This window comes from Oceanisphaera sp. IT1-181 (assembly GCF_033807535.1).
Classification (GTDB): Bacteria; Pseudomonadota; Gammaproteobacteria; order Enterobacterales; family Aeromonadaceae; genus Oceanimonas.
Genome location: NZ_CP136856.1, coordinates 821,129 through 847,558 on the forward strand (window position 1 = coordinate 821,129; position 26,430 = coordinate 847,558).

Genomic DNA, 26,430 nt, shown 5'->3' on the forward strand with positions numbered 1-26,430 from the left:
ATTTTTCCTTGCCACAGCGACATGGTTTAACGTAAGCAAAAATATTTAGAGAAACGATAATGCAGGATTTGCGAATTATCTTGATCATTCTAGGCGCGGTAGCAATAGCTGCCTTACTGATCCACGGTTTGTGGACCAGCCAGAAAGGACGACAAAAACCCATGCGCGATAAGCCCCTTAGTAAAGTGGCGAATCAGGCACCGGAAAATACTGACGACCAACTCGATGAGTTTGATAGCGACGGTATTGGCAGGGTCAGAGTGGCGGGCCACCACCAAGCTGCGTCTTTGTCTCGGGATCACGAGATAGACGATGATTGGCAAATTAGTCCGCATTTTTCGGCCATGAGCGATGATGACTCCGATGAGCCGAGCTTAGGCATGCCCCCCACTTTGTCGACCAGCGTGTTTGCAGAAGATCCCAATGACGAGCATAACGAGGCTCCTGATTTTGTGTCTCAGCCTGCTAGTCGCAGTGCCTCGCCCAGAGAGACCGCTGCCGAGTTGCGCGCCCGTCAATACCGCCAAGGTGAGATAGACCCTCTTTTTGATAATCATGAGCCTGATAGCCGTGCGCGTGCTAATAAAGCAACGGAATCCCAAGCAACGGAACCCCCAGCTGCAGCATTGCGTCACCCCGCAGCGCCAATCGTTAATCCGGAGCCTGCAGTAGCGCCGACGCCTAGCGCACCAGCACCTAAAGTGACGCGGGATCCCGTTTACTCAGAAGAAGTGGCGGAGCCTGCTCCTGCAGTAGAAACCGTCGTTGAGCCGGTGGTTGCCGCGCCCATCACCAAAACCTGGCAAGACGTATATGTGGTCAATCTGATGGCCAAGCCCAATCAAACCATAGCGGGCATAGATTTAATACGTGCCGTGACGCAAGTGGGCTTTGTTTTTGGTGACATGGATATTTTCCACCGTTATCAAGGCAGCAGCACTCAAGGCGAAGCCTTGTTTAGCTTAGCGAATATGGTTAAACCGGGCACCTTTACCCCTGAAGCCATGAGAGACTTTACCACGCCGGGAGTATCTATCTTTATGCAGCTGCCTAAGCCTGGTATGGCGAAAAATCACTTTAATATGATGATCCAAGCGGCAGACAACATGGCCGAAGACTTAGATGCGATACTGCTAGATGGCCAGCGCCACCCCTTGGCGCTTGATTACCTAGTGCGTTGTCGGGCCCAGCTCAGTGACTTCGACAGCCAAGTTCAGTAATTTCGTCTCTTATTATGTGAAACTAACGTGCGGCCGCTGGCCGCATTTTTTATTTAAGAGATAGCTTAAAATACCGTGAAGGGTGAGGCGTAAAGAGTGAAGGGTTAAAACCTAGCGCCCTGCTAGAGTCGAGCATCCCTCCTTTGTCACTAAGCCCTCGGAACATTAAGCTTCATCCTTGCGTAAAGCTTACCGCTATATTTACACCGAATTACTTAAGTGGACACTGCTCGATGAATGATGCCAAAGCTCAGATTCACGCTCTGCGTGAGCAACTCGAACGTTATAACCAGCAATACTATGTGATTGATGCGCCCACGGTGCCGGATGCGGAATATGACCGCGTGATGCGCGAGCTGATAGCCCTAGAGCAAGCGCACCCTGAGCTGTTAGATGCAGACTCACCCAGTCAAAAAGTGGGCGGTGCGCCGATCTCGGCCTTTACACCGGTTGAGCATGCGCAGCCCATGTTGTCGTTAGATAATGTGTTTAGCCTTGATGAGCTGGCCGCCTTTGAAAAGCGCGTGCTGACGCGTTTAAATCGCAACCAAGCGGTAGAGTATTGCTGTGAGCCTAAGCTGGATGGCTTAGCGGTCAGCCTTATGTATGAGCAGGGGCGCTTAGTGCAGGCGGCCACCCGTGGCGATGGTCGCACTGGTGAGGGCATTACCGAGAACGTGCGCACCATTAAAAGCATTCCGCTCACCTTAAGCGGCAGCGGCTGGCCGGCACGGTTTGAAGTGCGTGGCGAAGTCTTTATGCCAAGTGCGGGCTTTGCGGCCATGAACGACGCTGCCCGCGAACGTGGCGAGAAAATATTTGCCAACCCACGCAATGCCGCCGCCGGCAGCTTACGCCAGCTGGACTCGCGCATTACCGCTAAACGTCCACTGGCGTTTTACTGCTATGGCGTAGGGCTAGTGGAGGGCGAACCGCTGGCAGCGAGCCACTATGACACCTTACAACGGCTAAAAAGCTGGGGCTTACCGGTTAGTCCTGAGGTGAAACTCATGACGGGGCAGGCGGGCTGTGAGCAATATCATGACGATATCTTGAGCCGCCGTGAACAGTTGCCCTATGAGATTGACGGCGTCGTCTATAAAGTCGATGACTTAGGCTTGCAAGCTCAGCTTGGTTTTGTGGCGCGCGCACCACGTTGGGCCACTGCTCATAAGTTTCCGGCCCAAGAAGAGCTCACGCAGCTCCTGAATGTCGAGTTTCAAGTGGGGCGCACCGGTGCCATTACGCCGGTAGCCAAATTGTCGCCAGTGCAAGTGGCTGGGGTTATCGTCTCCAACGCCACTTTGCACAATGCGGATGAGATAGCTCGCTTGGGCGTGATGATTGGCGATACGGTGATTATTCGCCGCGCCGGTGATGTGATTCCGCAAGTAGCGGCTGTGGTGTTAGAAAAACGCCCCAGTGATGCCCAGCACATAGTGTTCCCCAGCGAATGCCCTGTGTGTGGCGCCGAGGTTGAGCGCATCGAAGGTGAAGTGGTAGCGCGCTGCAGTGGCGGTTTATTTTGTGCCGCTCAGCGTAAAGAAGCCATCAAGCATTTCTCATCGCGCAAGGCGCTGGATATTGACGGACTCGGCACCAAGATCATCGATCAATTGGTGGATGCTGAATTAGTGAAAACCCCAGCGGATTTGTTTACGCTCACCCAAGGGCAATTATTGGGTTTAGAGCGCATGGGTGAGAAGTCGGCCAGCAAGCTGTTAGCTGCGCTGGATGTGGCGCGAGCTACCAGCTTGGCGCGTTTTTTATATGCGTTAGGCATACGTGAAGTGGGTGAAGCCACGGCCAATAACTTGGCACAGCATTTTTTAACGCTGGATGCGGTAATGAGCGCCGAGGTGGAATCACTGCTTAAGGTGGCCGATGTGGGCGACATAGTAGCCAAGCACGTTTATTACTTCTTTCGCCAAGCGGATAACCAAGCAGTGGTGCACTCTTTGGTTACTCCAGCCGAGGAGGGCGGTTGTGGTCTGCATTGGCCAGAAATTATAGCGCTGGCTGTTGAAGAGCAACCGTTGGCAGGCCAAACCTTCGTGCTGACAGGTACCTTAAGCCAATTATCACGCAGTGACGCCAAAGCGGCCTTACAAGCGCTGGGCGCTAAGGTGGCGGGATCAGTATCGGCAAAAACCAGCTGCGTAGTGGCCGGCGAGGCTGCCGGCTCTAAGTTAGTCAAAGCCCAAGAGTTAGGGCTAACCATCTTGGACGAAGACGGCTTGATCACATTATTAGCAGAGCACCAGTAAAGCGCGAAGCCTGAAACAATGAGAAATGGTAAGGGGAGAGGGGCGTAAGCTGTAAACACCTCACGCCTCACCCTTTACGCCTCACTCTCTAAGGCGTCGTCACCACGGCGAACTCTTGGCCCATGCGCCGAAAGGCGTTCAACAGCAGGCCTTTATCGTTCACTTCCAGATAATGCAATTGGCCCTCTTTATTGACGACTAGAGTCAAGTCGTGGCCGGCGCGCAAGTTGCTGAGCGGTTTGTAAGAGGGCTCAGCACGCACTAAGGCAATGAGATCACTGCCTGGTAGTTTCCATTGGCGAAACAAGGCGGCTAGGGTTTCACCTTGGGCCATGGTGTGATCGAGCTTTTTGCCACCCACAGGTATGTCTATCTCTCGGCTGACGGTGGGCGCCAATGATAAGCTCAAGCTCCCGGTGACGGGCGCTGCCGCTTGCTGAGGCGCCGGCTGCCACATTAATAACAATAACCACAGCGGCGTTAAAATAGCCAAGCCCAGCTTATGTTTGTTCGGCACCTGTCGCCAGCTTTGCAGGCTGCGGCCTATGCCTTGGCGCACCGGCAAGGTGACATTATTCATCTTGCCGGCAAAAGATTCTGGTTGATTTCGCTTCATTTGTTTTCTTCTGGACATAAATAACCACCTCGTGGCTCTCAGTGTATCTGCGGCCAACAGACTCGACAAGGTATGTGATGACGGCTCTGGGAGTTGATGACCACTTTTGTCTGCTCTTATGCCAAGATCATTCACCGACAAAGCGTTTAACCTGTTGGCTACGGGTGGTAAAATGGCGGCACTTTTTTATAAAAGCTGTGTTTGTGAGCACAGTTTGATCCAAATACGGATGGCCCTTGACCCCCTGTGGTAAAGTGCCCTAAACGTTTTGGACCTTGACCCAAACACACTTGGCCTTCAGTCCAAGTCAGTTGGGCTTTATTTATCAGCTAAGGCAGAAAGAATGACAGTTAAAACGCGGTTTGCTCCTAGCCCTACCGGCTTTCTTCATGTTGGTGGTGCCCGTACTGCCCTGTATTCCTGGCTTTATGCCCGTCACCTACAGGGTGAATTTGTATTGCGTATTGAAGATACGGATCTGGAACGTTCTACCCAAGAAGCCATTGATGCCATCATAGAAGGCATGAATTGGTTGGGACTGAACTGGGAAGAGGGTCCGTATTATCAAACCCAGCGTTTTGATCGTTACAACGTGCTTATCGACCAGTTACTGAGCGAAGATAAAGCCTATAAGTGTTACTGCTCTCGTGAGCGCTTAGATGCCCTGCGCGAACAGCAGATGACGGCCGGTGAAAAGCCGCGCTATGACGGCCATTGCCGCCACAGTCGCGAGCAACAGGCGGCGGATGCGCCTTGCGTGATCCGTTTTAAAAATCCTACTGAAGGTTCAGTGGTGTTTGTGGATCACGTGCGCGGTCGTATTGAAACCGGCAACGATCAGCTCGATGACTTGATTATTCGCCGTACCGATGGCGCGCCTACTTATAATTTCTGCGTCGTGGTTGATGACTGGGACATGGAAATTACCCATGTGGTACGCGGTGAAGACCATATCAACAACACGCCACGCCAAATTAATATTTATCAGGCATTAGGCGCGCCCGTGCCAGAGTTTGCCCATGTGTCGATGATTTTGGGTGATGATGGTGCCAAGTTATCTAAGCGCCACGGTGCCGTGAGCGTGATGCAATATCGTGACGACGGTTATTTGCCACAAGCTTTATTGAATTACCTGGTGCGCTTGGGTTGGTCTCATGGGGATCAAGAAATTTTCTCCCGTGAGCAAATGATTGAGCTGTTTTCCTTAGATGCCATCGGTAAGTCGGCGTCGGCTTTTAACACCGACAAGTTGCTCTGGCTGAACCAGCACTATATGAAAACCTCACCCGCTACCGAAGTCGCGGGGTACTTGGTTTGGCACATGCAGGATCAAGGCATTGATACCAGCCACGGCCCCGCATTGGCGGATGTGGTTAGCCTGTATGCCGAGCGTTGCCACACCCTTAAAGAGATGGCCGAGCAGAGCCGTTACTTGTTTGAAGACTTCAGTGAGTTTGAAGCGAACGCGGCCAAGAAGCACTTACGCCCGGTTGCTGCCGAGCCACTGGCCTTGGTGCGTAGTAAATTAGCTGAGCTCAACACTTGGCAAGCCGAGGCGATTCATGAGCAAATTAACGCCGCCGCGGCCGAGCTAGAGCTAGGCATGGGCAAAGTGGGCATGCCACTGCGGGTGGCCGTTACGGGTACCGGTCAATCGCCAGGCATAGATGGCGTGATTGCCTTGCTCAGCAAAGAGCAGACACTGGCCCGCATCGACATGGCGTTGGCCTTTATTAGCGAGCGCGCTAACGGTTAAAAGAAAGCTTAAGGCGTAAGCGATAAATAATAAACGGGGCTATTGAGTAGCCCCATTTTTTGGCCGCATGTGACCCGTGAAGGTCATAGTTGATGGTAAATTGTTCAATCCGACTGAAAAATGACTGCTTGCATGACTTTGGCTAGTTTTTGGTTGACAGAAAAATTCTGCCTGACTATCATGCGCATCGCCTCAACAGTCTTAGACTGTTGAGGGTGATAAGCGGGGCTATAGCTCAGCTGGGAGAGCGCTTGCATGGCATGCAAGAGGTCCGCGGTTCGATCCCGCGTAGCTCCACCACTTATCTGAAGTAGTAAAAAGTAATAGCACAGTAATATCTGCCGATTGGGGCTATAGCTCAGCTGGGAGAGCGCTTGCATGGCATGCAAGAGGTCCGCGGTTCGATCCCGCGTAGCTCCACCAATTTTTGGCAGTTTACTAGAGATTATTAGCAGCAAATACCAGTAAGAATGCATTGTTTGGGGTTATAGCTCAGCTGGGAGAGCGCTTGCATGGCATGCAAGAGGTCCGCGGTTCGATCCCGCGTAGCTCCACCACTTCTTAAGCAATAAAAAGTGGCATAAAACAAGCACACCAAATTTCGGGGTTATAGCTCAGCTGGGAGAGCGCTTGCATGGCATGCAAGAGGTCCGCGGTTCGATCCCGCGTAGCTCCACCACTTATTAGAAATAAAAAGCTGTAATAAAATTTGTGGAATACAAAAAAGCCGCTGCATAATTGCAGCGGCTTTTTTACGTCTGCATGTTGGTGAACAGTAAAAGACAAAGGGCAAAGGGCTACACAGTATCTGTCTTTTGTAGGCGAACACTTGTTCTCGCATTTCGCCGCAGGCGTAAACCTTTAACACTCTCCTTCATGGCTACCTCATTATTCTTCACACATAACGCTTTTTCTGATCCTTTAGTATTCAGAATTACCCATTCCCACGCAGCGCGGTATTATGGTGCATAAATAAATTCCAATGAGACATCTGCTATGGAGCATTTTGATACCATCTTTCAGCGGGCCAGTGAACGCCACGGTGGGGCGGCGAAGCTAAAAGCCTTGATTGCTACGCCTGTCGCCACGCCGGAATTGCTGGCGGCGATGGGTGATGATCGTTGGCTCTCCTCTTTTACCATGAGTTTGTTCCAATCGGGCTTTGTATGGAAAATTATCAGAAATAAATGGCCAGATTTTGAACGAGCGTTTTTTGGTTTTGATCCAGAAAAAATGTTGATGCTGGATGAGGGGCATTTTGAGCGCTTAAATAACGACACCGGCATTGTGCGCCACGCCAGAAAAATTGCCGCAGTACCCGCCAATGCACGCATGATCTTAGAGCTGGGTAAGCCTTACGGCGGCTTTGGTGCTTTTGTGGCGCAATGGCCAACAGATGATATTACTGGCTTGTGGCAGGTGATCAAAAAACATGGCCAGATGCTGGGTGGTAATATCGGGCCCTATGCTTTGCGTCGCTTAGGCGTAGACACCTTCGTGTTTACCAATGATGTAAGTGCGTATTTGCGACATCATCAAGTGGTCGACGCTGGGCTTGGCAGTCAAAAGGGGCAGCGCCAAGCACAAGCCGCCTTTAATGAATGGCAGCAGCAAAGCGGCTTTAGCTATTCTGAAATCAGCAAAACCCTCGCCCATTCGATTGGCTAAGGTAGAAGCGAGAGGGGAAGAATAAAATATTTTCTCGCCTCACTCATCTTCACCCCTCACGGTTTTAGGTAAGGTGTTAAAAACCCATGCACTTGCTGGACGATGGCGTCTTGGGCAAGGGCGGTGGGGTGAATACCGTCGTCCATCATCATGCCGGCTTTGCCAATTAAGGGCGCCACGAAAAACGGCAATAGCGGCAATTGATGCCGCTCAGCTAAATCGCTAAAGATACCTCCAAACTGTTGCAGATAACGGCGGCCATAATTGGGCGGTAGCTGAATATCGGTCAAAATCACCTTGGCGCCACTTTGTTGCGCTAAATTAATCATCTGCGCTAAGTTTTTTTCGATAAGCGGGGGTGGCAAACCCCGCAAGCCGTCGTTGCCGCCCAGCTCCAGCAACACTAAGCTCGGTTGATGCTTCTTAAGTAACGGCACCAAGCGCTGCAAGCCACCTTGAGTGGTGTCGCCACTGACACTGGCGTTAATCAATTCTACCGCTACCGCTTCTTGCTGCCAGCGCTTGGCTAATAACTGTGGCCAAGCTTGCTGTGCATTCATACGATAACCTGCGCTCAAGCTGTCACCCAAGATCAGTATGGTGTTAGCATGGGTAACAGATGACACCAATATTAGCAGTAGTAAAAGGACGCGCGGCATGAAAATTTCTCCCGTTATCAAGGTGGTTGGGCTGAGCCATAAAGTGCAGCTGAACGCCCAGACGCTTACTATCCTTGAGGGGATAGACTTTGAAGTCAAGGCTGGTGAAAGCGTAGCCTTGGTCGGCGCTTCGGGCTCTGGCAAGTCGACCTTACTGGGACTGCTAGCCGGATTAGATACGGCAAGCCGCGGCGATATCCTGATTAACGACAAGTCTCTTATGACACTTGATGAAGAGCAGCGCGCGCGCTTACGCGGCCAGCATATTGGCTTTGTGTTTCAGTCGTTTTTACTGCTGCCAACGTTGACGGCCCTAGAAAACGTTATGCTGCCTGCTGAATTACAAGGCCAGAAAAACAGCGCCGACCGTGCCCGCGAGCTATTAGCACAAGTGGGTTTAAGTGAGCGACTGCGCCACTTCCCCAGCCAGCTATCCGGCGGCGAGCAACAACGGGTGGCCATAGCGCGCGCTTTTATGACCCAGCCCGATATTTTATTGGCCGATGAGCCGACTGGTAATCTGGACACGCACACAGGCGCACAAATTATCGAATTACTGTTTGAGCTAAATCGCACTCACGGTACTACGTTACTGATGGTCACCCACGATGAAGCCTTAGCCGCGCGCTGTGAACGCCGCTTGGTGATGACTGCCGGTCGGTTGGAGGAGCGCAATGCCTAGTCTGGAATTTGGCCTAAATGTGGGCTTGGGTTTTGGCTTAGTATGGCGTGAAATAGGGCGCGGCCCCTTGCGGCTGTTTGTATTGGCGCTGGCCTTGAGCGTAGCCAGTATTCTGAGCGTCACTTTAGTGGCAGACCGCCTTAATCAGGCGTTATCGGTATCGGGGCGAGATTATATCGCCGCCGATCGGGTTATCTCCGCCAGTCGTGCACTGGATGAACGTTGGCTGACCGAGGCCAAAGGCCGAGGGCTTGAGCTGTCGCGTACTCAGTCTTTTCAAAGTGTGCTGTTTGCCAACGATGAACTACAGTTGGCCAGCGTGCGCGCGGTGGATAATGCTTTTCCTTTTTACGGGGATTTGCAGTTAGCACCTGCGCAAGCGGTCACCTCAGGCAATATCTGGCTGTCGGCGCGCTTACTGACCTTACTCAAGCTAGAGCTGGGCGACCAAGTAGAGCTGGGTAATCTGGAATTACAGGTGGCGGGCGAGCTGGTGTCTGAGCCGGACCAAGGGTTCTCGCCGGCGTTACTGGCGCCACGCGCGCTTATTCATTTAGATGATGTGGCGGCTACCGGCATTCAAATGGCCGGCAGCCGAGTCAGTTATCGCTATTTATTTAAAGGTACGACCGAGCAATTAGACGCTTATGCGGCTTGGGTTAAACCGCAATTACAAGCGGGTCAACAATGGTTGAGCCCAGATAATGCAGACACCCCTGTGGCTCGCTCACTGACGCGCGCCGAGCAGTTTTTTCGCTTAGCCTCCTTAATCGGTGTACTGCTGGGTATTTTAGCTATGGCCATCGCGCTGGGCTATTTCTCGCGGCGTGAGCAAGACCGCATCGCCTTACTCAAAACCTTAGGTGCTGGGCGACGCGCCTTATTGGTGTGGCTGACCAAGTTACTGGCCAGTCTCTTAATAGTGGGATCTGTGCTGGGCGGCGTGGTGGGCTATGGCTTACATAAACTGATTTTATTGAGCTTAGGCGAGGCCTTGGCCATACCTTTGCCTCCACCTTCTTGGCAACCCTTTGCACTAGCGCTGGGCTTAGCCTTACTCACCACCTTGATGCTCTCTGTAGTGCCTATGCTGCGCCTATTAAAGGTGCCGCCGCTGCGGGTACTGCGCAACGAGGCTCAGGCCCGCATTCCTGCTTGGTGGAGTGCCGGTATTTTATTGAGTGGCACTTTTGTACTGAGCTGGTTGTTTGCCGGCGATCTTGCCTTAGCCGGCGGTTTGTTATTGGGCTTATTGGCGCTAATGGCCATCTTGGGCGGCGTGTGCGGATTAATGCTGGCCATGGCTAAGCGCAGCGGCGGCAGCATTGCCTTTCGTCTGGCGTTAAGCCGCTTGGATCGGGCGCGGTTAACCACCTTGTTGCAGTTTGGTGGCGTGGCACTGGCGTTATTTTTGGGCTGCTTATTATGGGTGGTGCGCGGCGAATTAGTGGACGGCTTCTTGGCTAATTTGCCTGCAGAGGCGCCCAATCGCTTCGTGATTAATATTGCGGATCATGAGCTGCAGCCTTTGCAGCAAAAGCTGGACGCGGCGGGGCTTGAGCGCTCGGTATTTTACCCCATAGTGCGCGGTCGCTTGAGTGCCATTAACGATCAACCCACGGTATCTGATGTAGACAATGCGAATGATGGCAATAGCGATGGCGGCATAGGCCGCGAGCTCAATCTCACCTATAGCAAGGTGCTACCTACGGGCAATCGTATTCTAAGCGGTGATTGGAGCCAAGCGCCCGACAGTGTATCTGTGGAGTCCGGCTTAGCTGAGCGCTTAGGGCTGATTTTGGGCGATAGGGTGACGCTGGATTTAGCTGGCGAGCAAGTCTCAGCTGAGGTCAAAAATATTCGTGAGGTAGATTGGGATAGCATGAAGCCCAATTTCTATTTTATTTTTAGCCCCGATGTCTTGGCCTCGTACCCGGCCACTTGGCTGGCCAGCTTTTACTTACCGGCCGAGCAAAAAGCACTAGAGGTTGAACTGATCCGTGCCTTTCCTACCGTCACTATTTTGGACGTAGAAGCGCTATTGCAGCAGTTGCGCCAAGTATTAGCTCAGGTCAGTCAAGCGTTATTGGTGATCATGGGATTAGTGATAGTGGCCAGTATCTTAGTGTTATTGGCGCAACTAGAAACCACACTCGAAAGCCGGCGTCGCGAATTAGTCTTGCTGCGTACGCTAGGTGCCAGTGAGCGCTTAATGCAGGCATCGTTGCGTTGGGAGTGGTTGGCGGCGGGTATTGCGGCGGGTCTCGCTGCTGCATTAGGTGTAGAGCTGTGTGTGGCTATTCTTTTACCCTACTGGTTAGGCTTGCCTTGGCAGCCGCATCCCCTATTGTGGGTAGCGCTGCCCGCCTTGGGAGCTGGCTTATTATTGCTGACCGGGCGCATCGGTGGCATTACCCGTGACACCCTGATGAACCGCTTGCGGCAGTGGTGAATTTAGATCGTGAGGCGTAAATGGTGAGGGGGGAGGAGTAAACCCCTCTCACTTCTCAGCTCGCATTTTCCCTTCACTCTTCACCCCTCACGGTGTTGCAGTGTTTCTTTTAACGCTTTCTCAAGGGTGGGGTAGCGAAAGTGGAAGCCGGCGCATTGTAAGCGCACCGGCATTACGCGCTGTCCGGTTAATAATAAATCGGACATTTCTCCCAGAGCTAAGCGCATTACCCAAGCGGGGACTCGAGCAAAGTGCGGCTTATTTAATACCAGTGCCAAGGTGGTACTGAATTGCTGATTAGTAACCGGCTCGGGCGCCGCTGCATTAAAGGCACCTTGGCACTCTTCATGCTCCAGCAAGAACAACAGCAGACTCACCACGTCATCGATGTGGATCCACGACATATACTGTTTTCCCGAGCCAATAGGCCCGCCTAATCCTAAGCGATAACTGGGCAGCATTTTCTTTAAGGCACCCCCTTCAGCGCCTAATACTACAGCCAAACGTATGCAGCATACCCGCGTCTGCTCACTGGCGGCGGCTTGAGCGAGCTGCTCCCATTGGGCGCACACTTTATGGCTAAATTCTGGATGCGGGCTTGAGTCTTCATCCACTAACGCAGTACCTTGGCGGCCGTAATAGCCCACGGCGGATCCGCTGATCAACACCTTGGGTGGCTGAGTACCCGCCTTGAGCTTATCGACTAACTGCTCGGTTAACTGCCAGCGGCTCTGGCAAATACGCTCTTTTTGCGCCGCACTCCAGCGTTTGTCGGCGATGGGCTCGCCCGCCAGATTGATCACCGCATCGAATTGATCCAGATTATCAAGATCATCCAGTGAGGCGAGGGCATGCACGTCGTGGCCCAATCGTTGGTGAACTTTGTTGAGGGTGCGACTCAGCACTGTCACTTGATGATGGGGTCGCAAATGGTGCATTAAACGACGACCAATAAAGCCGGTGCCGCCGGTGATCAATATGTTCATGATTGCCTTCCTTTATCTCTGCCAAGCGGGCTCGCAAGCTACGCCGCACAAATGGGAGTTATTGCTTCCAATATTAGCAGCATCAGGGGCCGGGCATTGTGATCCCAGTTAGAACAAGGAGTTAGGCATGTTTGAGCAAGGGGAGTAAAACTATTGAAACAAACGGTGATGCACAGACTCAATACCAGAGGGCACAGCAGCAGAGTAAAGGGGGAAACGAAGAAGGTGAGTAGGTTGAATAAACAGCAACATCTGGGGATAAAAACCGAGGTTATCCACAGTTTCTGTGAATAAGTCTGCAGATTACCTCGGGTACTAAAGCTAGCTTGTTGATTTTACATCAAAATAACCAACTGGATACTGATCAAGCAGGCTTATGCCAGGGCAGCAATAGCGGCGTCGTAGGCTGGCTCTTCAGTCAACTCAGCTACACGCTCGGTGTAAACTACTTTGCCTTGCTCATCGATGCACACTACTGCACGAGCAGCTAAGCCACGCAGTGGGCCATCGCTTAATGCTACGCCGTACGCGTTTAAGAATTCAGCATTACGGAAAGCTGAAGCAGACTGTACGTTTTCGATACCTTCTGCACCACAAAAACGACCCAAGGCGAACGGCAGGTCCATAGACACACAGATTACTTTGGTGTTGCTCAGGGCTGCGGCTTTTTCGTTAAAGGTACGTACGCTGGTCGCGCAGGTGCCAGTGTCAACGCTTGGGAAAATGTTCAGCAGCACTTTTTGGCCTTTGAAATCTGCCAATTTAATATCGTTCAGATCGCCATCAGTCAGCGTAAAATCAGCGGCCGCTTGGCCTGCTTGTGGAAACTGACCTGATACTGCAACTGGATTGCCCTGAAACGTCACTGTAGACATATTTTTAGCTCCTTGATTAAGCTGGGTGTTTAAGACTAAGTGAAAAAATTATATTGTAGCCGATAACTTACCAGTTTTAGGCATAAGGAAAAGGTTTTTATTTTTACGCTCAGCCCTTGAAAGCCGAAAACACAGCGTTAAGCACAATCAAAATCACCGCGGCCAAGGCTATGCTTTAGCAGTGCAATGTGTGAGTAACAACATCTCAACGCCGATATTTCATATACCGTTGCATTTCGTTGAATATATAAAGCTATTCGGTATCACATATAAACCTATGCACCAGAGCCTGCGTTGCAGGTTTTCGCGGCTAAAGCCGCGACTACCTTCGTGCAGTATGTAGTCGCGGCGCTATTGGCCTTACGCCTCACAATTTTTTATTCGCCGCCTCCATTTGTCCGCTTTGAATGGCGGTGAGCGCTATGGTGTACACGATATCGTCCACCAGTGCGCCGCGCGACAAGTCGTTTACGGGCTTGCGCATGCCTTGCAGCATGGGGCCAATAGACACTAACTGCGCCGAGCGCTGTACCGCCTTGTAAGTGGTGTTGCCGGTATTTAAGTCCGGAAAGATAAATACCGTCGCTTTACCGGCTACGGGCGAGTTGGGCGCCTTAGACTTAGCCACGTTTTCCATGATGGCCGCATCGTATTGCAACGGGCCATCTATGATGAGGTCGGGCCGCTTTTCTTTGGCCAGACGCGTGGCTTCACGTACCTTTTCTACATCGGCACCGGTGCCGGAATCGCCGGTAGAATAAGAAATCATGGCCACGCGGGGCTCAATGCCAAAGGCTAAGGCTGAGTCGGCGGATTGAATGGCAATTTCTGCTAATTGCTCGGCGTTAGGGTCTGGGTTGATGGCACAGTCGCCATACACCAAAACCTGATCCGGCAGCAGCATGAAAAACACCGAGGAAACCAATGATGATCCGGGTGCGGTTCTAATGATCTGCAGCGGCGGGCGTATGGTATTGGCGGTGGTGTTAATGGCACCGGATACCAAACCATCTACTTCATCGGCATCCAACATCATGGTGCCCAGTACCACGTTATCTTTTAATTGCTCACGGGCGACGATGTCGGTTAAGCCTTTGGACTTTCGTAACTCAACCAAGCGGGCGACATAATGCTCACGCACCAATTCAGGATCTTGAATTTCAACCCTGTCATCTAAGACCACGCCTTGCTGTGAGGCAACCCGTAATATTTCTTCTCTATTACCGAGTAACACTGGGTGGGCAATGCCCCGCTCGGCACAGATCATAGCGGCTTTAATGGTGCGCGGCTCTTCGCCTTCGGGCAATACCACCCGCTTATTGGCATGGCGTGCCAGTTCAGTTAACTGATAACGGAAGGCTGGTGGGCTTAACAAACGACGGCGTACTGATTTAGCGGTTAATGACTCAATCCAGTGTTTATCGATATGGCCGGCCACATAATCTTGTACCAGCTCGATGCGCTCGAGATCATCCAGCGGGATTTCCAGATTAAAATCTTGCAGGGTAACCGCAGTCTGCCAGGTGTTGGTATTGACCATCAGGATCGGTAGGCCCGTTTTCATTGCCTGCTGGCACAAGTCCATAATCTGCGGTTCGGGTTGGTAATTGCCATTCAGCACCAAAGCACCAATTTTAACGCCGTTCATCGCAGCCAAGCAGACTGCCGCAATCACATCGGCTCTGTCGCCTGAGGCCACCAGTAAGCTGCCGGGCCGGTATAATTTGGTTTGATTATGTAAAGCACTGGCGCAGAACACCACAGTGGTTAGGCGTCGGCTTTGCAACTCACCTTCGTTAAGAATAGTGGCATTTAAATGCCGCGCTAAATCGAGCGCGCGGGGAGAAACAAGCTCGGTATTCCAGGGTGCGCAGCCTAAAATAGGCAGGGCTGACTTGCTTAATACCGATAATATTTCGTGCTCCGCTGTGGGCAGGCTTTGATGGTCGGGATTAAATATTTCGCTAAGATCGGGGCGTAGTTTGCCTTGATCATCTAATGGCGCACCCACTTTATTGATGATGCAGCCGACAAGACGTTTGTTGGTCATGCCACCAAAGCTGGAAGCTGCCAGTTCAATACGATCTTTGAGCTGCTGACTGGTTTCGTTGGTGGGCTGAGCCACAAATACTATGTCGGCATCTAATGCTTTGGCGATATTGTAGTTGAGGTTGCTGGTAAAAGAGTGGCTATCGGTGGGGACTAAGCCCTCGATGACCATGACTTCGGCCCCACTCTGTGTCACATGCTTTTCTACTTTTTCAACAATCTGTTCTAGTAAAATATCTAACTTGTCTTGTGAGATCATGCTTTCTGCATCACTGAGTGCTAACGGCTCGGCTGGCTTAATATTTGAGCTGTGAGCAATCATTACCGTGGTGTGATCTTCTTGTTTATTGGGATGGCGTGGTTGGGCAACCGGCTTGAAAAAGCTGACGTCAATCCCTTTACGCTCCATTGCCCGTACTACGCCCAGGCTGACTGACGTAATACCCACGCCTCCACTGATAGGGATTAGCATTATCATTCTTGCCATGATATTTCCTTATGCTTTGACAGTTTTTACAATAGCGGCAGTATCAGCTGTTGTAGATATTAATGGCTCAATATGAGATTTTTTTTGCTCAGCTTTGGCGCTGGATAATGCCAGCGCATCTTGAGCAATCACCCATTCTTCATTGGTCGGGATCACCCAAGCCGGTACACTATCGGCGGTGGTAATACAGGTTTGCTTACCAAAACGAGCGGCTTTATTTGCTGCTACGTCCAGCTTCAACCCTAACAGATTTAACTTTGACAAGGTTATTTCTCGTACTAATACCGAATTCTCACCGATGCCACCGGTAAAGACAATGGCGTCTAGACGACCATCTAATGCACAGCTATAGCTGGCAATATACTTAGCCAAGCGATAGCAAAAAATATCCATGGCACGCTTGGCTGCAGGCTCTACATCGTAATGTTCTTCAATATAACGACAATCACTGGTTTTTTCGGTTAAACCTAGCAGCCCAGACTCTTTGGTGAGCATGGTATTAATACGCTCCACGCTATAGCCCAAGCTATCATGCAAATGAAAAATGATGGCCGGATCGATATCGCCGCAGCGGGTGCCCATCACTAAGCCTTCGAGGGGGGTCATGCCCATGGAGGTATCTACCGACTGGCCATTTTTAATGGCACACACAGAAGCCCCGTTACCCAAATGGCAGCTGATAATGTTCAGTTGCTCTAGCGGCTTGTTAAGCTGCTTGGCCGCTTGTACGGCAACAAAATAATGGCTGGTGCCATGCATGCCGTAGCGGCGAATATGATGGTCTTTATACAAATGATAAGGCAGGGCATACAGGTAAGCTGACTCGGGCATGGTCTGATGTAATGCGGTATCAAACACCGCCACTTGCGGTAAATCTGGGAAAGAACGCTGGGCTGAGGCGATGCCAATTAAATGCGCTGGATTATGCAGTGGCGCTAGGCGGGCGCAATCTCTAATGCCCTTGATGACATCGTTATCTATAAGTACCGACTGTGTAAAATGCTCGCCACCGTGTACCACTCTGTGCCCGATGGCACAGATCTGCTTCATAAGCTGAGGATAAGGCGTGAGCAGGGTATCAACAATAAAATCTAATGCCTGCTGGTGCGCACTACCGGCTGTTAAAGAGGCGCTATTTTTTTCGCCCTTAAACACCCAGCTAATACGAGTGTTGGGCAGATAGAAGCACTCTGCTAAGCCAGACAGTTTCTCGTCTCCAGTTTCGGCATTAAGAATGGCAAATTTAAGCGACGAGCTGCCGCAGTTAAGTACCAGAACCAGCTTGCTAGTCATTAATAAACCTTGTGTCAGAGAAATCATCTTGCTCAAGCATGAAGCGCGAGCAGTCATTAATGATACCATTTCAGGGCTCGTTGCCGGTTGCCTGCCAGGCCTTAGGCTAGCGCAATCAAGGGTGGCAGGCGCTAACTGCAGTCTTAAGTGCTGCTTTAAGCCATGGGCTGAAACGGTCAAATTATAAATACAGGGGATAATACCCACTCAGTGGCGTAAAATAACATAAAGAGAGGGTGGTTCTATGATGTGGGTCTAGTAAAGCGCCTAACCTCACCCTTAATTATTCTGCTCAGGAGGCATAATGACAACATTGACGCATACCTTACACAGGGGCAGCGCTTATTTGGCGGTGTGGCCTAAAGAGCGCCAGCTGGCGGCCTTGTTTCCTGAGTACCGCATGACCACGGCCACGCGTTTGGCTTTGCGCACCATTCCCGCACTTATGGTATTGAGCCTGTTGGTGCAGTTTCAATTAGGCGACCCTCGTTATTGGCCGGGCGTGGTGACCTCAGTACTCTTTTTGGCCAGCCTGCCGTTGCAAGGGCTGTTTTGGTTAGGTAAGCGCGCCGATACCCCATTACCCCCCACTCTGGTGACCTGGTATCAACAAATTTATCAGAAGATGGCTGAAGCTGGGGTGACAGTCACTCAGCCGGTGGCGCGTCCGCGTTATTTTGAGCTCGGAGAAACCCTCAATTTAGCCTTTAAACAATTGGATAAATCTTTTATTCGCGATCTATAACTAACCTTGCGCAGTCGCGGGTTGCAAAGGCCATTCTTTTTGGCGAGGGTGAGGCTTGTCTTCGTCACTTTTATCTTTGCAACCTTATGTCTTTGCAAACAGGTGCCCGCGTATGAATTTCTTATCCCAAACTATCGCTAACAAGCCTGATCCAAACTGGTCACAGGTACAAGTCATCCCCATTATTGAAAGCCAAGACCCGTTAGTGCCGTTAGGGTTAGTCAATTCTCCGTTGCGATCTTATCCGGCTTACTTTCATCAAGGGGTGCCCGGGGCGTTAAACGAGAGCTATGTGCGCCGTAGTGTGTTGTTTCGTTTATATAAAGCCGCCCGTTTATTGCCTACCGGCATCGAGATGGTGGTACTAGATGGCTGGCGCCCATTATCGGTGCAGCAATATTTGTATGACACCCTGCATACCGTTATGACCGCCCATGACACCAACCAAAATGAGACCGAACTGCTCGCCCACCTGCGCCAATTTGTGTCCCCACCCAGTGATAATCCCGCAGCTCCCAGCCCACACTTAACCGGCGGATCGGTCGATGTAGCCTTATGTGATGTAGAAGGCTTACTACTCGATATGGGCACCGAATTTGATGATATTAGCTTCTGGTCGGCCAGTGCCGCCTTTGAAACCATTACTAAGCCCAACGCCCGTGAATCAGAAGTCATTGAAAACCGCCGTTTATTGCACAGCGTAATGCTGCAAGCGGGCTTTACCAATCTGCCCAGTGAGTGGTGGCACTTTGATTATGGCAACCAAGCGTGGGCTTGGGCCGCACAGCAACCCCAAGCTCAGTTTGGCGTGACAGAGCGGCTAACCTTAGCTCAGCGCTGGTTAAAATCGGTGACGAATGAAGTGTAAAGCGTGAGGGTTAAGGCGCGATGAAACTGCAGGCGGTGTTTTATCTGACTGAAAACTGCAGTGTGCTGCCTTTGCCTTGGGTGACAGAGCGAGAGCGACTGCCATTTTTTTCTACGGTTAGTGTTAATTGCCCCGCATTTAACAGCGTGACTGTGCCGCTAATGGCGTCGCCGTTATAGCTAAGTTTGGCGGGCACTTGGCCGTGCTCTTGATGATACTCATGCGTTTTTCCGGCATTTTCTACCCGCCAATGAGCCGAATAAGCGGTACCGGTCGTGCCGCTAATTTCAATGTTGATGGGGTTCATCGCGTGCACCTTTGCTGATTGGGTTATCATGGGTGCTGTTAGCAGCACTAAGCTGCATAAACCTGCTGCTCTCCAGTATCCGCGCCTGATTACTTGGCTTTGCATACCGCCTCCTGCTTCACGTTATCCATAAATGTTATTTCAGTATAGAGTCGCCAGTATCATTAATAGGCTAATTTTTAATCATTACTGTACCTGATACAGCTTCGGATTTTGAAGGTACTAGCACTCTTGCATTTGAATCCTGTTTCCTCACAAAGCCCTTTAATTTTACGTTAGACTCGTACAGAACATGCTGGCTGTAACCGTGGAAGATGGAAGAGCACGATGACGACTTAAATAACGACAGTGACGAGCAGCCCGCAGGCACAGAACTGAGTGATAAACCCTTATAACGGTAGGCTAGATGACCCGTTAGTTGGCTAATCACTAACGGGTAAAAATGAAAATGGCGTGGATAACCACGCCATTTTTTTGCTTTTTATTCAGCACTGATACCCATTTAAGGCAGAGGATCAAACGCTTACTGAGCGTTCACTTTCTTGGTTGCTGTGGTGGTTTCAATATTCAGGCCGGCTTTGTTTTCGAGCTGCACTTTGGTTTTTACCTCAGTTTTAACGTCAGTTTTTACCTCAGTTTCTACGTCAGTTTTCACCTTCGCTTTAACCGCAGCTTTATTACTGGCTTCAAGTGCAGCCTTGCTTTGCAGAGCCTTAATTTGCGCTTGCACCGACTGCAACTCGGCTTGGTCTTGCAGTGCCTTTAACTGCGCTTGTGCCGCTTTTAGCTGTTGTTCTGTGTCAGTGAGCCCAGCCACCGCGGTGCTTTGGCCGCTAAACGAGGCTTTAGCGGCGCCCTTTTTGGTCGGGGCCACCAGTGTTTGTAAGGTTTTCGGCCACACCACAGGCACAGTGCTATTAGGCTCATTAAATAGCTTGGTCTCTTGTCCGTCGTTGACGATAGCCGACATTTTATTGGTTTGCGCGTTCCACACTAAACCGGCCGCCTGTGCTTCGCCGTCTTCGGTGGGGGAGGCCAGATAAAACAAGGCACCTTCTTGCTGTAACTTAGGCGCGGTACGTAGCAGCGCCAGCGTCTCTTCGTAATCTTCGCCTAACAGGGCCGTCATACGGTTTTTGATCATCGGCTTTTCAAATAGCTGAGAACTACTGGGGTCTAAGCCCACAAAAGGTTTGATAAATGCCCACATCAGCTGGCTAGGGCCCACCGCCAACATAGGCGCGAAACAACCGCTGAGCATAGTGCACAGTGCCAGCACCAGTAGGCTATTGGTCTTTTTCACGGGTGATGAGGCAAACAAGTGTAATAAACGCATTTTATATCCCATATTTTGTGTCTCATGAGACGGGTCTGATAACGCAGGCACGCATAACGAAGGCTTGATGAATAAGTGCTTCATTACCGGCGTCAATAGCATTATCTAAAAGGTGCAGCACATTAGCACAATTGGCTGAAAAAGCAGCCAGACTAGCATGAGACTTTTTAAGGCTGGCAGACGGATTAATTCACCGTAATGGAGGCGTGCAACTAAGCTTAACTACTTGGCCTAAGAGTAAAAGTTAGGTGCACAGGCGTGTTTGCGGCCAACGTTTTTGCCCGCCAATAAAGCCGGTGCTGAGTGACAGATCACATGATATTGACGACACTTTCTGGCATTCTTAAGGCTATCAGCTTCAGGAGAGAACAATTTATGCGACGACTAAAAATCGGTTTATTGTCGTTAGCGGTGTTATTGCTAAGCGCTTGTGGTGACGCTACTTCCCGCGATGTGCACCTGTTAAGCGGTGCCGCACCCGCCGAGCTGGCGCGCACTCACTTGGCGGCGGCCGCGCTCAAACAGCAAAACTTCAATGTGACTATCGAAGAGGCCCGGCTTGGCCAAATATGGCAGCGGCTGTGGGCGGGCAAGGCAGATGCCAGTGTCACCGTTTGGTTACCGCAAGCCTCAGCGCCTTTTGTGGAGCGATTTTTTGATAGGCTCGACGATTTAGGACCCAAAGATGGAAGGCTCGCCGCTGAAGCGGATTTATGGCCGGCCAAGGATAAGCCGCATACCTTAGTACGCCGCTCGCTCGCACAAGATGCGCCCCAAGCGGTGGCGCTGCTTAAAGACTTACAATGGCAGCCCGCAGATATCGAACAAATTATTGAGCGCTGGCAGCAAAGCCAAAACTGGACTCTAGCGGCAGAAAGCTGGCTGGCTGAGCAAGCGTCCTCTTCGGTCGACGTTCGTCAGGAGTGAAGCTAACGCCTCACACCTTACTCCTCTCAATTTATAATGGCTGCTGCGTTAAGCGGCACACTTTTACAGGGATATAAACATGACCATGATAGGAACGCCGCTCTCAGCGACGGCCAAGCGGGTATTAATGTGTGGCGGCGGTGAGCTGGGTAAAGAAGTGGTAATCGAGCTACAGCGCTTAGGCGTAGAAGTGATAGTAGTGGATCGTTATGCTAACTCGCCTGCCATGCAAGTGGCCCATCGTAGTCATGTAATTTCCATGCTGGATGGGGCAGCCCTCAGAGCCGTGATTGAGCTGGAGCAGCCGCATTTTATCGTGCCGGAAATAGAAGCCATTGCCACCGACACCTTGGTGGAGCTGGAGCAAGAAGGCTATACGGTGATCCCCACGGCGCGCGCCACTCAGCTCACCATGAACCGCGAAGGCATTCGCAGCTTAGCGGCAGAAGAATTAGGCTTGGCAACCTCGCATTATCGTTTTGCAGGCAGTTTGGAAGAGTTTAAAGACGGTATTGCTGAGATTGGCATGCCCTGCGTGGTCAAACCCATCATGAGCTCGTCGGGCAAAGGCCAAAGCACTGTGCATAACGAAGGCGATATTGAGTCCGCTTGGGCTTATGCCCAAGAAGGCGGTCGCGCCGGTGGTGGCCGTGTGATCATCGAAGGTTTCGTGAAATTTGATTATGAAATCACCTTGCTCACGGTGCGCCACGCCAACGGCACTAGCTTTTGTGAGCCCATCGGCCACTTACAAGAAGACGGCGACTATCGCACTTCGTGGCAGCCGCAAGCCATGAGTGCTGCGGCATTGGCTGCCTCACAAAAAATGGCCGAGCAAGTCACTCAAGCCTTAGGTGGTTATGGCGTATTTGGTGTGGAGCTGTTTATTCGCGGTGACGAAGTGTTGTTTAGCGAAGTGTCACCGCGGCCCCACGATACCGGCCTGGTCACCTTGATCTCGCAAAATTTGTCGGAATTTGCCCTGCATGCCCGCGCCATTTTAGGCTTGCCGATCCCGCTGATCCGCCAATATGGCCCTGCCGCATCTGCGGTGATTTTGCCCAGTGGCAAGTCCAGCCAAACTACCTTTAGCGGTCTTAATTTAGCGCTGGCCGAGCCCGATACTGAGCTGCGTTTATTTGGTAAACCGGAAATCGACGGTCGCCGCCGCATGGGCGTGGCCTTGGCCTTGGCCGATACCATTGATGCCGCCAAAGCCAAAGCCAGCCACAGTGCCGCTCAAGTGAAAGTCGAGTTCTAAAGACTAAAAATTTCTCGCCACGGAATACACGGAAAACACGGAAGAACACGGAAAAATAGTGATTAGAGCGAAAATTTCTAAGGGCAGGTCTTACAATATATAGTCCATTTTTCATTAGTTCTTCGTCCGTGTATTCCGTGGCAAAAATAGCTCTTGTTCTGTCATTCTGTTTTACCCTCAAGGTACGCACACCATGTCACGCACTATCTATTTATTACGCCATGGCCAAACACAGTTTAATGCCGAGCTGCGCTTACAAGGGCACTGTAATTCGGATCTCACCGAGTTGGGTTTAGCGCAAGCGCACGCCATGGGGAACACTTTGGCTGGCTTATTAGATAAGCCAACAGACTGGGCGCTGTATTCCAGCCCGCTGGGGCGTGCGCAACAAACTGCACAGATCATTAGCGAGCGCCTGCAATTATCGCCTCAGCATATTCGTTTGGATGAGCGACTAATGGAAGTGGGCTTAGGTGAGTGGGAGCAGCAACGTGCACCGGACCTTCAAGCCGACATTCCGCACCTGATTTAAGAATAAATAGTGAGGTAGTGTTCCCCGAGAGCGTTAACGATAGTCTGCTGCGGAGGCTGAAGGTTCACAACGAGGGGTGGCGCTTCTCCTACACCAAGCTCATGAATGCCACCGAAGCACTGAAATACCCAGCGAGCAGTAGGGTTTTGACTCGGCTTATTTTTCATGTCGGGGAAAGTCAGGTCTTTCTGCCGCAGAGACTGGCGGATCCGGTGCTCTAACGCAGCGTAAACCATCAGACTACAGGTCATGATCATCAACAATGCCTCGATGCGCTCTGGCTTTTTCAGAAACAGAGAAGAGACCATAAAGTCAGGGCTTTTCAAGAATCGGAAGCCGCGCTCAACAGTCTGTTGAGACTTATAGGCGGCAAGCAGCTCAGCCATATCAAGATCATCGCTCATGTCGTTGGTGGCTAAGATAAAAATGCCTGATTGCTCGTTGGCCTTAGCGACTTTTTTGAGACAAGTCACGGCCTGTCCGGTAAGAAGGTAATCGATACTATCCGGAGCTTGACCTTTTTTAGGTCGGCCTTTGCCACTAAAGGCTGGGCGGGCTATTGATGCGCCATCTTCTATCCGTAACACACTGAGCCCGTTGCAAAAGTCAGTCAATGCTTGTTCGGCATCTTGCTGGCAGGCAAAGACTTTTTTACATAGCTTTTGGAACTGCTTGAGCTCTTGAGTACCCGTTTTAAGCAGGTTCTTGATAACGGTCTTTTGTTCCTGATGCGTTGCCTGCTCACTACGCACCATCAACCAACGTTGGGGAACGCCGGCATAGTCAGCCTCGAGCCAGTAGCCATAATAGCCCTCTCCCAGCGCTGCCAGCTGGTCTGTTTTGAGGGACGAGACGGCGTGCTTTGAGTCTTTTAAAGTCATTGGCACACGGGTAACAAACAATTGATTTTGCTGATGTAACGCTAAGATAGACTCCGCGGTATACAAGGCGGCATCACCGATAAAGTAACGGCTTTGTTGAGCCGACTTTAAAGACTGGACGTGGTGGCGAATGACGTCAGAAAAGGCCCTCTGATCATTGGTATTCCCGCTCATCGCCTGCATATACACGGGGATTCCGGCTATATTTTCGCAAATGAGCTCCAGCACCACTTGGTTCAGCTCGGGCCGATGATCACGACTGTAGCCTTTAACGAGCTGGATACCTGCTGCATCTTCATCCTGAGCATAAGTCCCATCCACATGAAAACTGGTGATATCAAGGTGAACGGCGCTGCTCTTCAAACCCAACTGTGTGACGACTTGTTCGGCCATGGCTTGATAGAGCAGGGAAACATCGGCATCAAACAGCGCATCAAGGCACCGGCCTAGCGCATCATCATTAAGGTGTTCAGGTAATATCCCCGGACGCAGTAGGCGCTCGGTAGGCTTGTCGGCGAAAAACTGGGGCACCATGTGTAAGGTGCGACTATGAAAGCCTAAGCCATTGATTATCATGGCAACAAGGGCTTCGCCATGGGTGACATAATGCTCCGCCTGCTTCGGCAGGATAGCGTCAACCATCCGTGCCAGCCCGAGCTCACGGCACATTCCAGCCACTAGGCCTAGATGGTCGAGATTCTTGATGCGATAAGAAGGAGTGGTCATGATACTGCCGCCAAATAGAAGTAATAGGATCAAACTGGCGGATCCATGTCAAGAAAAACAAATCAGGAAATTAGGTGCGGAATGTCGGTTCAAGCGCAATATCCGCAGATTTCCCAGCAGGTTTTAAGCTGGTATCTCAAGGCGCCCGGTGCCGAAACCCTAGCGCATGCAAAGCTGCGACTATTAAGCTGGCTGCAAGACCCTAATCTACCTGAGCAGGTGTTGGTGGTGGGCCATGGTTTATCGGGCGCGTTGCTACGGGGCGTGTATGCAGAAATGGATGAGGGCGCGGTCTGGCAGCAAGAAATTCCGCAACATGCTTTTTTTAAGTTACATCAGGGCCGAATAGAGCGCATTGCCTGCTATAAATAAGGGAACATAAGTAGCGAGTTATAAATAGATGGATATAAATAAAGCGGAATAATCAAGAGGGCAGGATTAAAAAGTGGTCTTTTTATAAATAGATAAATAGATAAATAGATAATAAATTAAATTCAGAGCTAATAAAAACAACGGTAGTGGCAATATTATTGAGAAGAGATGATGGCAAGCCTATCGTGATTCCTTGCCACCATTGGTTACTGTTTTTTATTAATGATTAGCCTTAGCCAACATTAACGCCGTGCTCGCTGGCCAAGGGGGCTAAGCCGCCGTTAAAGCCCTGACCAATAGCTTTAAATTTCCACTCGTCATTGTGGCGATACAGTTCACCAAAGATCATGGCAGTTTCGCTTGATGCATCTTCACTCAAGTCATAACGGGCCACTTCGGTGTTGTTATCGCTGTTTACCACACGAATGTAGCTGTTGCTCACTTGGCCAAAAGATTGCTTGCGCGCTTCAAATTCATGAATGGTCACCGCAAATACCAGCTTTTTAACGTCGGCCGCGATTTTATCGAGGTCGATATTAATGGTTTCATCATCGCCATCGCCGGCGCCGGTCAAGTTATCGCCCGTGTGCTCTACTGAACCATCGGCCGCTTTTTTATTGCCGTAGAAGATAAAGTCAGCATCGGTGCGTACTTTGCCATTCTCACCGACCAAAAAAACGGAAGCGTCAAGGTCAAAATCTGCGCCATCGGTCACGCGGGAATCCCAACCCAAACCCATGGCAATTTTTTTCATGCCTGGGGCTTCTTTAGACAGAGAAACGTTACCGCCTTTAGATAAAGATACCGCCATTTTATTATTCCTTAATAAGAGTATAAAAAAGGGGCAATATTGCCCCAAAGTAGGTATTACTTATGACGCGTTAACGCCAAACTCGCGGCACATCGCTAACAAGCCACCGGCATAACCTTGGCCAACGGCGCGGAATTTCCACTCGGTGTTGTGACGATACAGTTCACCAAAAATCATGGCGGTTTCAGTAGAGGCATCTTCACTCAAGTCGTAACGAGCCACTTCAACGCTGGTGTCTTTGTTCACCAAACGAATAAAGGCACCACTTACCTGACCAAAAGATTGCTTGCGTGACTCGGCTTCATGGATGGTTACGGTGAATACTATCTTGCTGACGTCGCTAGTAATTTTATCCAAGAAAACATACAGCGACTCATCATCGCCATCGCCTTCACCGGTCAGGTTATCGCCGGTGTGCTCAACGGAGCCGTCATCACTTTTCAGTTTGCCATAAAAGATAAAATCGGAGTCGGTGCGCACTTTTCCGTCAGCACCAACCAAAAATGCAGAGGCATCTAAGTCGTAATCGGCACCATCGGTAGAGCGAGCATCCCAACCCAAGCCAACAAGAATGTTCTTCATGTTGGGGGCTTCTTTACTCAGTGATACGTTTCCACCTTTGCTTAACGAAATAGCCATTTATTATCTCCTTAT

Annotated in this window: 22 protein-coding genes, 4 tRNA genes and 1 pseudogene; 16 read left to right on the top strand and 11 right to left on the bottom strand. The window is 50.9% G+C overall.

The features are described 5' to 3' along the window. Window positions 1–59 precede the first annotated feature (59 nt). Together zipA and ligA are read left to right on the top strand one after the other, a co-directional pair. A complete protein-coding gene (gene zipA, locus R0134_RS03740) occupies window positions 60–1,220 on the top strand; it encodes a cell division protein ZipA (RefSeq protein ID WP_319783531.1) in 1,161 nt (386 codons plus the stop codon). A 233-nt stretch (window positions 1,221–1,453) separates the two neighbouring features. Next, complete coding sequence (ligA, locus tag R0134_RS03745) at window positions 1,454–3,487, top strand: NAD-dependent DNA ligase LigA (RefSeq protein WP_319783532.1); 2,034 nt, start codon at window positions 1,454–1,456, stop codon at window positions 3,485–3,487. Window positions 3,488–3,575: 88 nt separating this feature from the next. Here the strand turns inward: ligA and R0134_RS03750 are convergent, their stop codons facing one another. Continuing rightward, entirely contained in the window at window positions 3,576–4,103 is a 528-nt protein-coding gene (locus R0134_RS03750) for a LysM-like peptidoglycan-binding domain-containing protein (RefSeq protein WP_319783533.1), read from the bottom strand. A 343-nt stretch (window positions 4,104–4,446) separates the two neighbouring features. Between R0134_RS03750 and gltX the strand changes: the two genes are divergently transcribed. The 6 genes from gltX to R0134_RS03780 all read left to right on the top strand — a co-directional run bounded on the left by gltX (window position 4,447) and on the right by R0134_RS03780 (window position 7,527). Next, window positions 4,447–5,859 (top strand): glutamate--tRNA ligase, encoded by a 1,413-nt coding sequence (gene gltX / locus R0134_RS03755; RefSeq protein WP_319783534.1) that lies wholly within the window; start codon window positions 4,447–4,449, stop codon window positions 5,857–5,859. 224 nt (window positions 5,860–6,083) lie between these two features. Next, window positions 6,084–6,159 (top strand) — tRNA-Ala (locus R0134_RS03760). 47 nt (window positions 6,160–6,206) lie between these two features. Further along, a tRNA-Ala gene (locus R0134_RS03765) sits at window positions 6,207–6,282 on the top strand. Between the two features lie 58 nt (window positions 6,283–6,340). Then, window positions 6,341–6,416, top strand: a tRNA-Ala gene (locus tag R0134_RS03770). A 46-nt stretch (window positions 6,417–6,462) separates the two neighbouring features. Beyond that, a tRNA-Ala gene (locus tag R0134_RS03775) sits at window positions 6,463–6,538 on the top strand. A 317-nt stretch (window positions 6,539–6,855) separates the two neighbouring features. After that, on the top strand, window positions 6,856–7,527 hold the full coding sequence (locus R0134_RS03780; RefSeq protein WP_319783535.1) for a DNA-3-methyladenine glycosylase I: 672 nt from the start codon (window positions 6,856–6,858) through the stop codon (window positions 7,525–7,527). A gap of 56 nt (window positions 7,528–7,583) precedes the next feature. Here the strand turns inward: R0134_RS03780 and R0134_RS03785 are convergent, their stop codons facing one another. Continuing rightward, window positions 7,584–8,186 carry an arylesterase gene (locus R0134_RS03785; RefSeq protein WP_319783536.1) on the bottom strand — a complete coding sequence of 201 codons (603 nt, stop codon included), beginning with the start codon at window positions 8,184–8,186 and terminating at the stop codon, window positions 7,584–7,586. Between R0134_RS03785 and R0134_RS03790 the strand changes: the two genes are divergently transcribed. Continuing rightward, window positions 8,185–8,868 carry an ABC transporter ATP-binding protein gene (locus R0134_RS03790; protein WP_319783537.1) on the top strand — a complete coding sequence of 228 codons (684 nt, stop codon included), beginning with the start codon at window positions 8,185–8,187 and terminating at the stop codon, window positions 8,866–8,868. The two genes, R0134_RS03785 and R0134_RS03790, sit on opposite strands and share 2 nt — an antisense overlap. After that, window positions 8,861–11,320: an ABC transporter permease gene (locus R0134_RS03795; RefSeq protein WP_319783538.1), complete on the top strand. Its 2,460-nt coding sequence runs from the start codon at window positions 8,861–8,863 to the stop codon at window positions 11,318–11,320. Before R0134_RS03790 ends, R0134_RS03795 begins: the two co-directional genes overlap by 8 nt. A gap of 80 nt (window positions 11,321–11,400) precedes the next feature. Here R0134_RS03795 and R0134_RS03800 read toward each other — a convergent pair whose 3' ends face one another. The 4 genes and pseudogenes from R0134_RS03800 to R0134_RS03815 all read right to left on the bottom strand — a co-directional run. Then, a complete protein-coding gene (locus R0134_RS03800; RefSeq protein ID WP_319783539.1) occupies window positions 11,401–12,306 on the bottom strand; it encodes a TIGR01777 family oxidoreductase in 906 nt (301 codons plus the stop codon). 374 nt (window positions 12,307–12,680) lie between these two features. Beyond that, the gene (gene tpx, locus R0134_RS03805) at window positions 12,681–13,181 is read right to left on the bottom strand and encodes a thiol peroxidase (RefSeq protein ID WP_319783540.1); all 501 of its coding nucleotides are present in this window, start codon (window positions 13,179–13,181) and stop codon (window positions 12,681–12,683) included. Between the two features lie 367 nt (window positions 13,182–13,548). Further along, window positions 13,549–15,717 carry a phosphate acetyltransferase gene (gene pta / locus R0134_RS03810; protein ID WP_319783541.1) on the bottom strand — a complete coding sequence of 723 codons (2,169 nt, stop codon included), beginning with the start codon at window positions 15,715–15,717 and terminating at the stop codon, window positions 13,549–13,551. 96 nt (window positions 15,718–15,813) lie between these two features. Further along, window positions 15,814–17,010, bottom strand: a pseudogene (locus R0134_RS03815) (acetate kinase); the annotation flags it as partial. 304 nt (window positions 17,011–17,314) lie between these two features. Here R0134_RS03815 and yfbV point away from each other — a divergent pair. Continuing rightward, complete coding sequence (gene yfbV / locus R0134_RS03820) at window positions 17,315–17,755, top strand: terminus macrodomain insulation protein YfbV (protein WP_319783542.1); 441 nt, start codon at window positions 17,315–17,317, stop codon at window positions 17,753–17,755. Window positions 17,756–17,867: 112 nt separating this feature from the next. Next, window positions 17,868–18,623, top strand: a complete 756-nt coding sequence (locus tag R0134_RS03825) for a M15 family metallopeptidase (protein ID WP_319783543.1) — start codon at window positions 17,868–17,870, stop codon at window positions 18,621–18,623. Between the two features lie 40 nt (window positions 18,624–18,663). Here the strand turns inward: R0134_RS03825 and R0134_RS03830 are convergent, their stop codons facing one another. Both R0134_RS03830 and R0134_RS03835 read right to left on the bottom strand, forming a co-directional pair. Continuing rightward, on the bottom strand, window positions 18,664–18,930 hold the full coding sequence (locus tag R0134_RS03830; protein ID WP_319783544.1) for a hypothetical protein: 267 nt from the start codon (window positions 18,928–18,930) through the stop codon (window positions 18,664–18,666). Between the two features lie 523 nt (window positions 18,931–19,453). After that, window positions 19,454–20,266 carry a hypothetical protein gene (locus R0134_RS03835; protein WP_319783545.1) on the bottom strand — a complete coding sequence of 271 codons (813 nt, stop codon included), beginning with the start codon at window positions 20,264–20,266 and terminating at the stop codon, window positions 19,454–19,456. A gap of 375 nt (window positions 20,267–20,641) precedes the next feature. Between R0134_RS03835 and R0134_RS03840 the strand changes: the two genes are divergently transcribed. The 3 genes from R0134_RS03840 (at window position 20,642) to R0134_RS03850 (ending at window position 22,986) form a co-directional block, all read left to right on the top strand. Continuing rightward, on the top strand, window positions 20,642–21,193 hold the full coding sequence (locus tag R0134_RS03840) for a glycine betaine ABC transporter substrate-binding protein (RefSeq protein ID WP_319783546.1): 552 nt from the start codon (window positions 20,642–20,644) through the stop codon (window positions 21,191–21,193). 85 nt (window positions 21,194–21,278) lie between these two features. Next, window positions 21,279–22,454: a formate-dependent phosphoribosylglycinamide formyltransferase gene (gene purT, locus R0134_RS03845; protein ID WP_413641448.1), complete on the top strand. Its 1,176-nt coding sequence runs from the start codon at window positions 21,279–21,281 to the stop codon at window positions 22,452–22,454. 193 nt (window positions 22,455–22,647) lie between these two features. Next, window positions 22,648–22,986, top strand: coding sequence for a histidine phosphatase family protein (locus R0134_RS03850; protein WP_413641422.1), 339 nt, complete (start codon window positions 22,648–22,650; stop codon window positions 22,984–22,986). Here the strand turns inward: R0134_RS03850 and R0134_RS03855 are convergent. Next, window positions 22,983–24,593 carry an IS1634 family transposase gene (locus R0134_RS03855; RefSeq protein ID WP_319783217.1) on the bottom strand — a complete coding sequence of 537 codons (1,611 nt, stop codon included), beginning with the start codon at window positions 24,591–24,593 and terminating at the stop codon, window positions 22,983–22,985. The two genes, R0134_RS03850 and R0134_RS03855, sit on opposite strands and share 4 nt — an antisense overlap. A gap of 81 nt (window positions 24,594–24,674) precedes the next feature. Here R0134_RS03855 and R0134_RS03860 point away from each other — a divergent pair, with 81 nt between their 5' ends. Continuing rightward, window positions 24,675–24,965 (top strand): hypothetical protein, encoded by a 291-nt coding sequence (locus tag R0134_RS03860; protein WP_319783548.1) that lies wholly within the window; start codon window positions 24,675–24,677, stop codon window positions 24,963–24,965. Between the two features lie 232 nt (window positions 24,966–25,197). On the opposite strand, the gene R0134_RS03865 is transcribed toward R0134_RS03860, so the two are convergent. Both R0134_RS03865 and R0134_RS03870 read right to left on the bottom strand, forming a co-directional pair. Further along, complete coding sequence (locus R0134_RS03865; RefSeq protein ID WP_319783549.1) at window positions 25,198–25,776, bottom strand: TerD family protein; 579 nt, start codon at window positions 25,774–25,776, stop codon at window positions 25,198–25,200. A 60-nt stretch (window positions 25,777–25,836) separates the two neighbouring features. Then, window positions 25,837–26,415: a TerD family protein gene (locus R0134_RS03870; protein WP_319783550.1), complete on the bottom strand. Its 579-nt coding sequence runs from the start codon at window positions 26,413–26,415 to the stop codon at window positions 25,837–25,839. Window positions 26,416–26,430 lie beyond the last annotated feature (15 nt).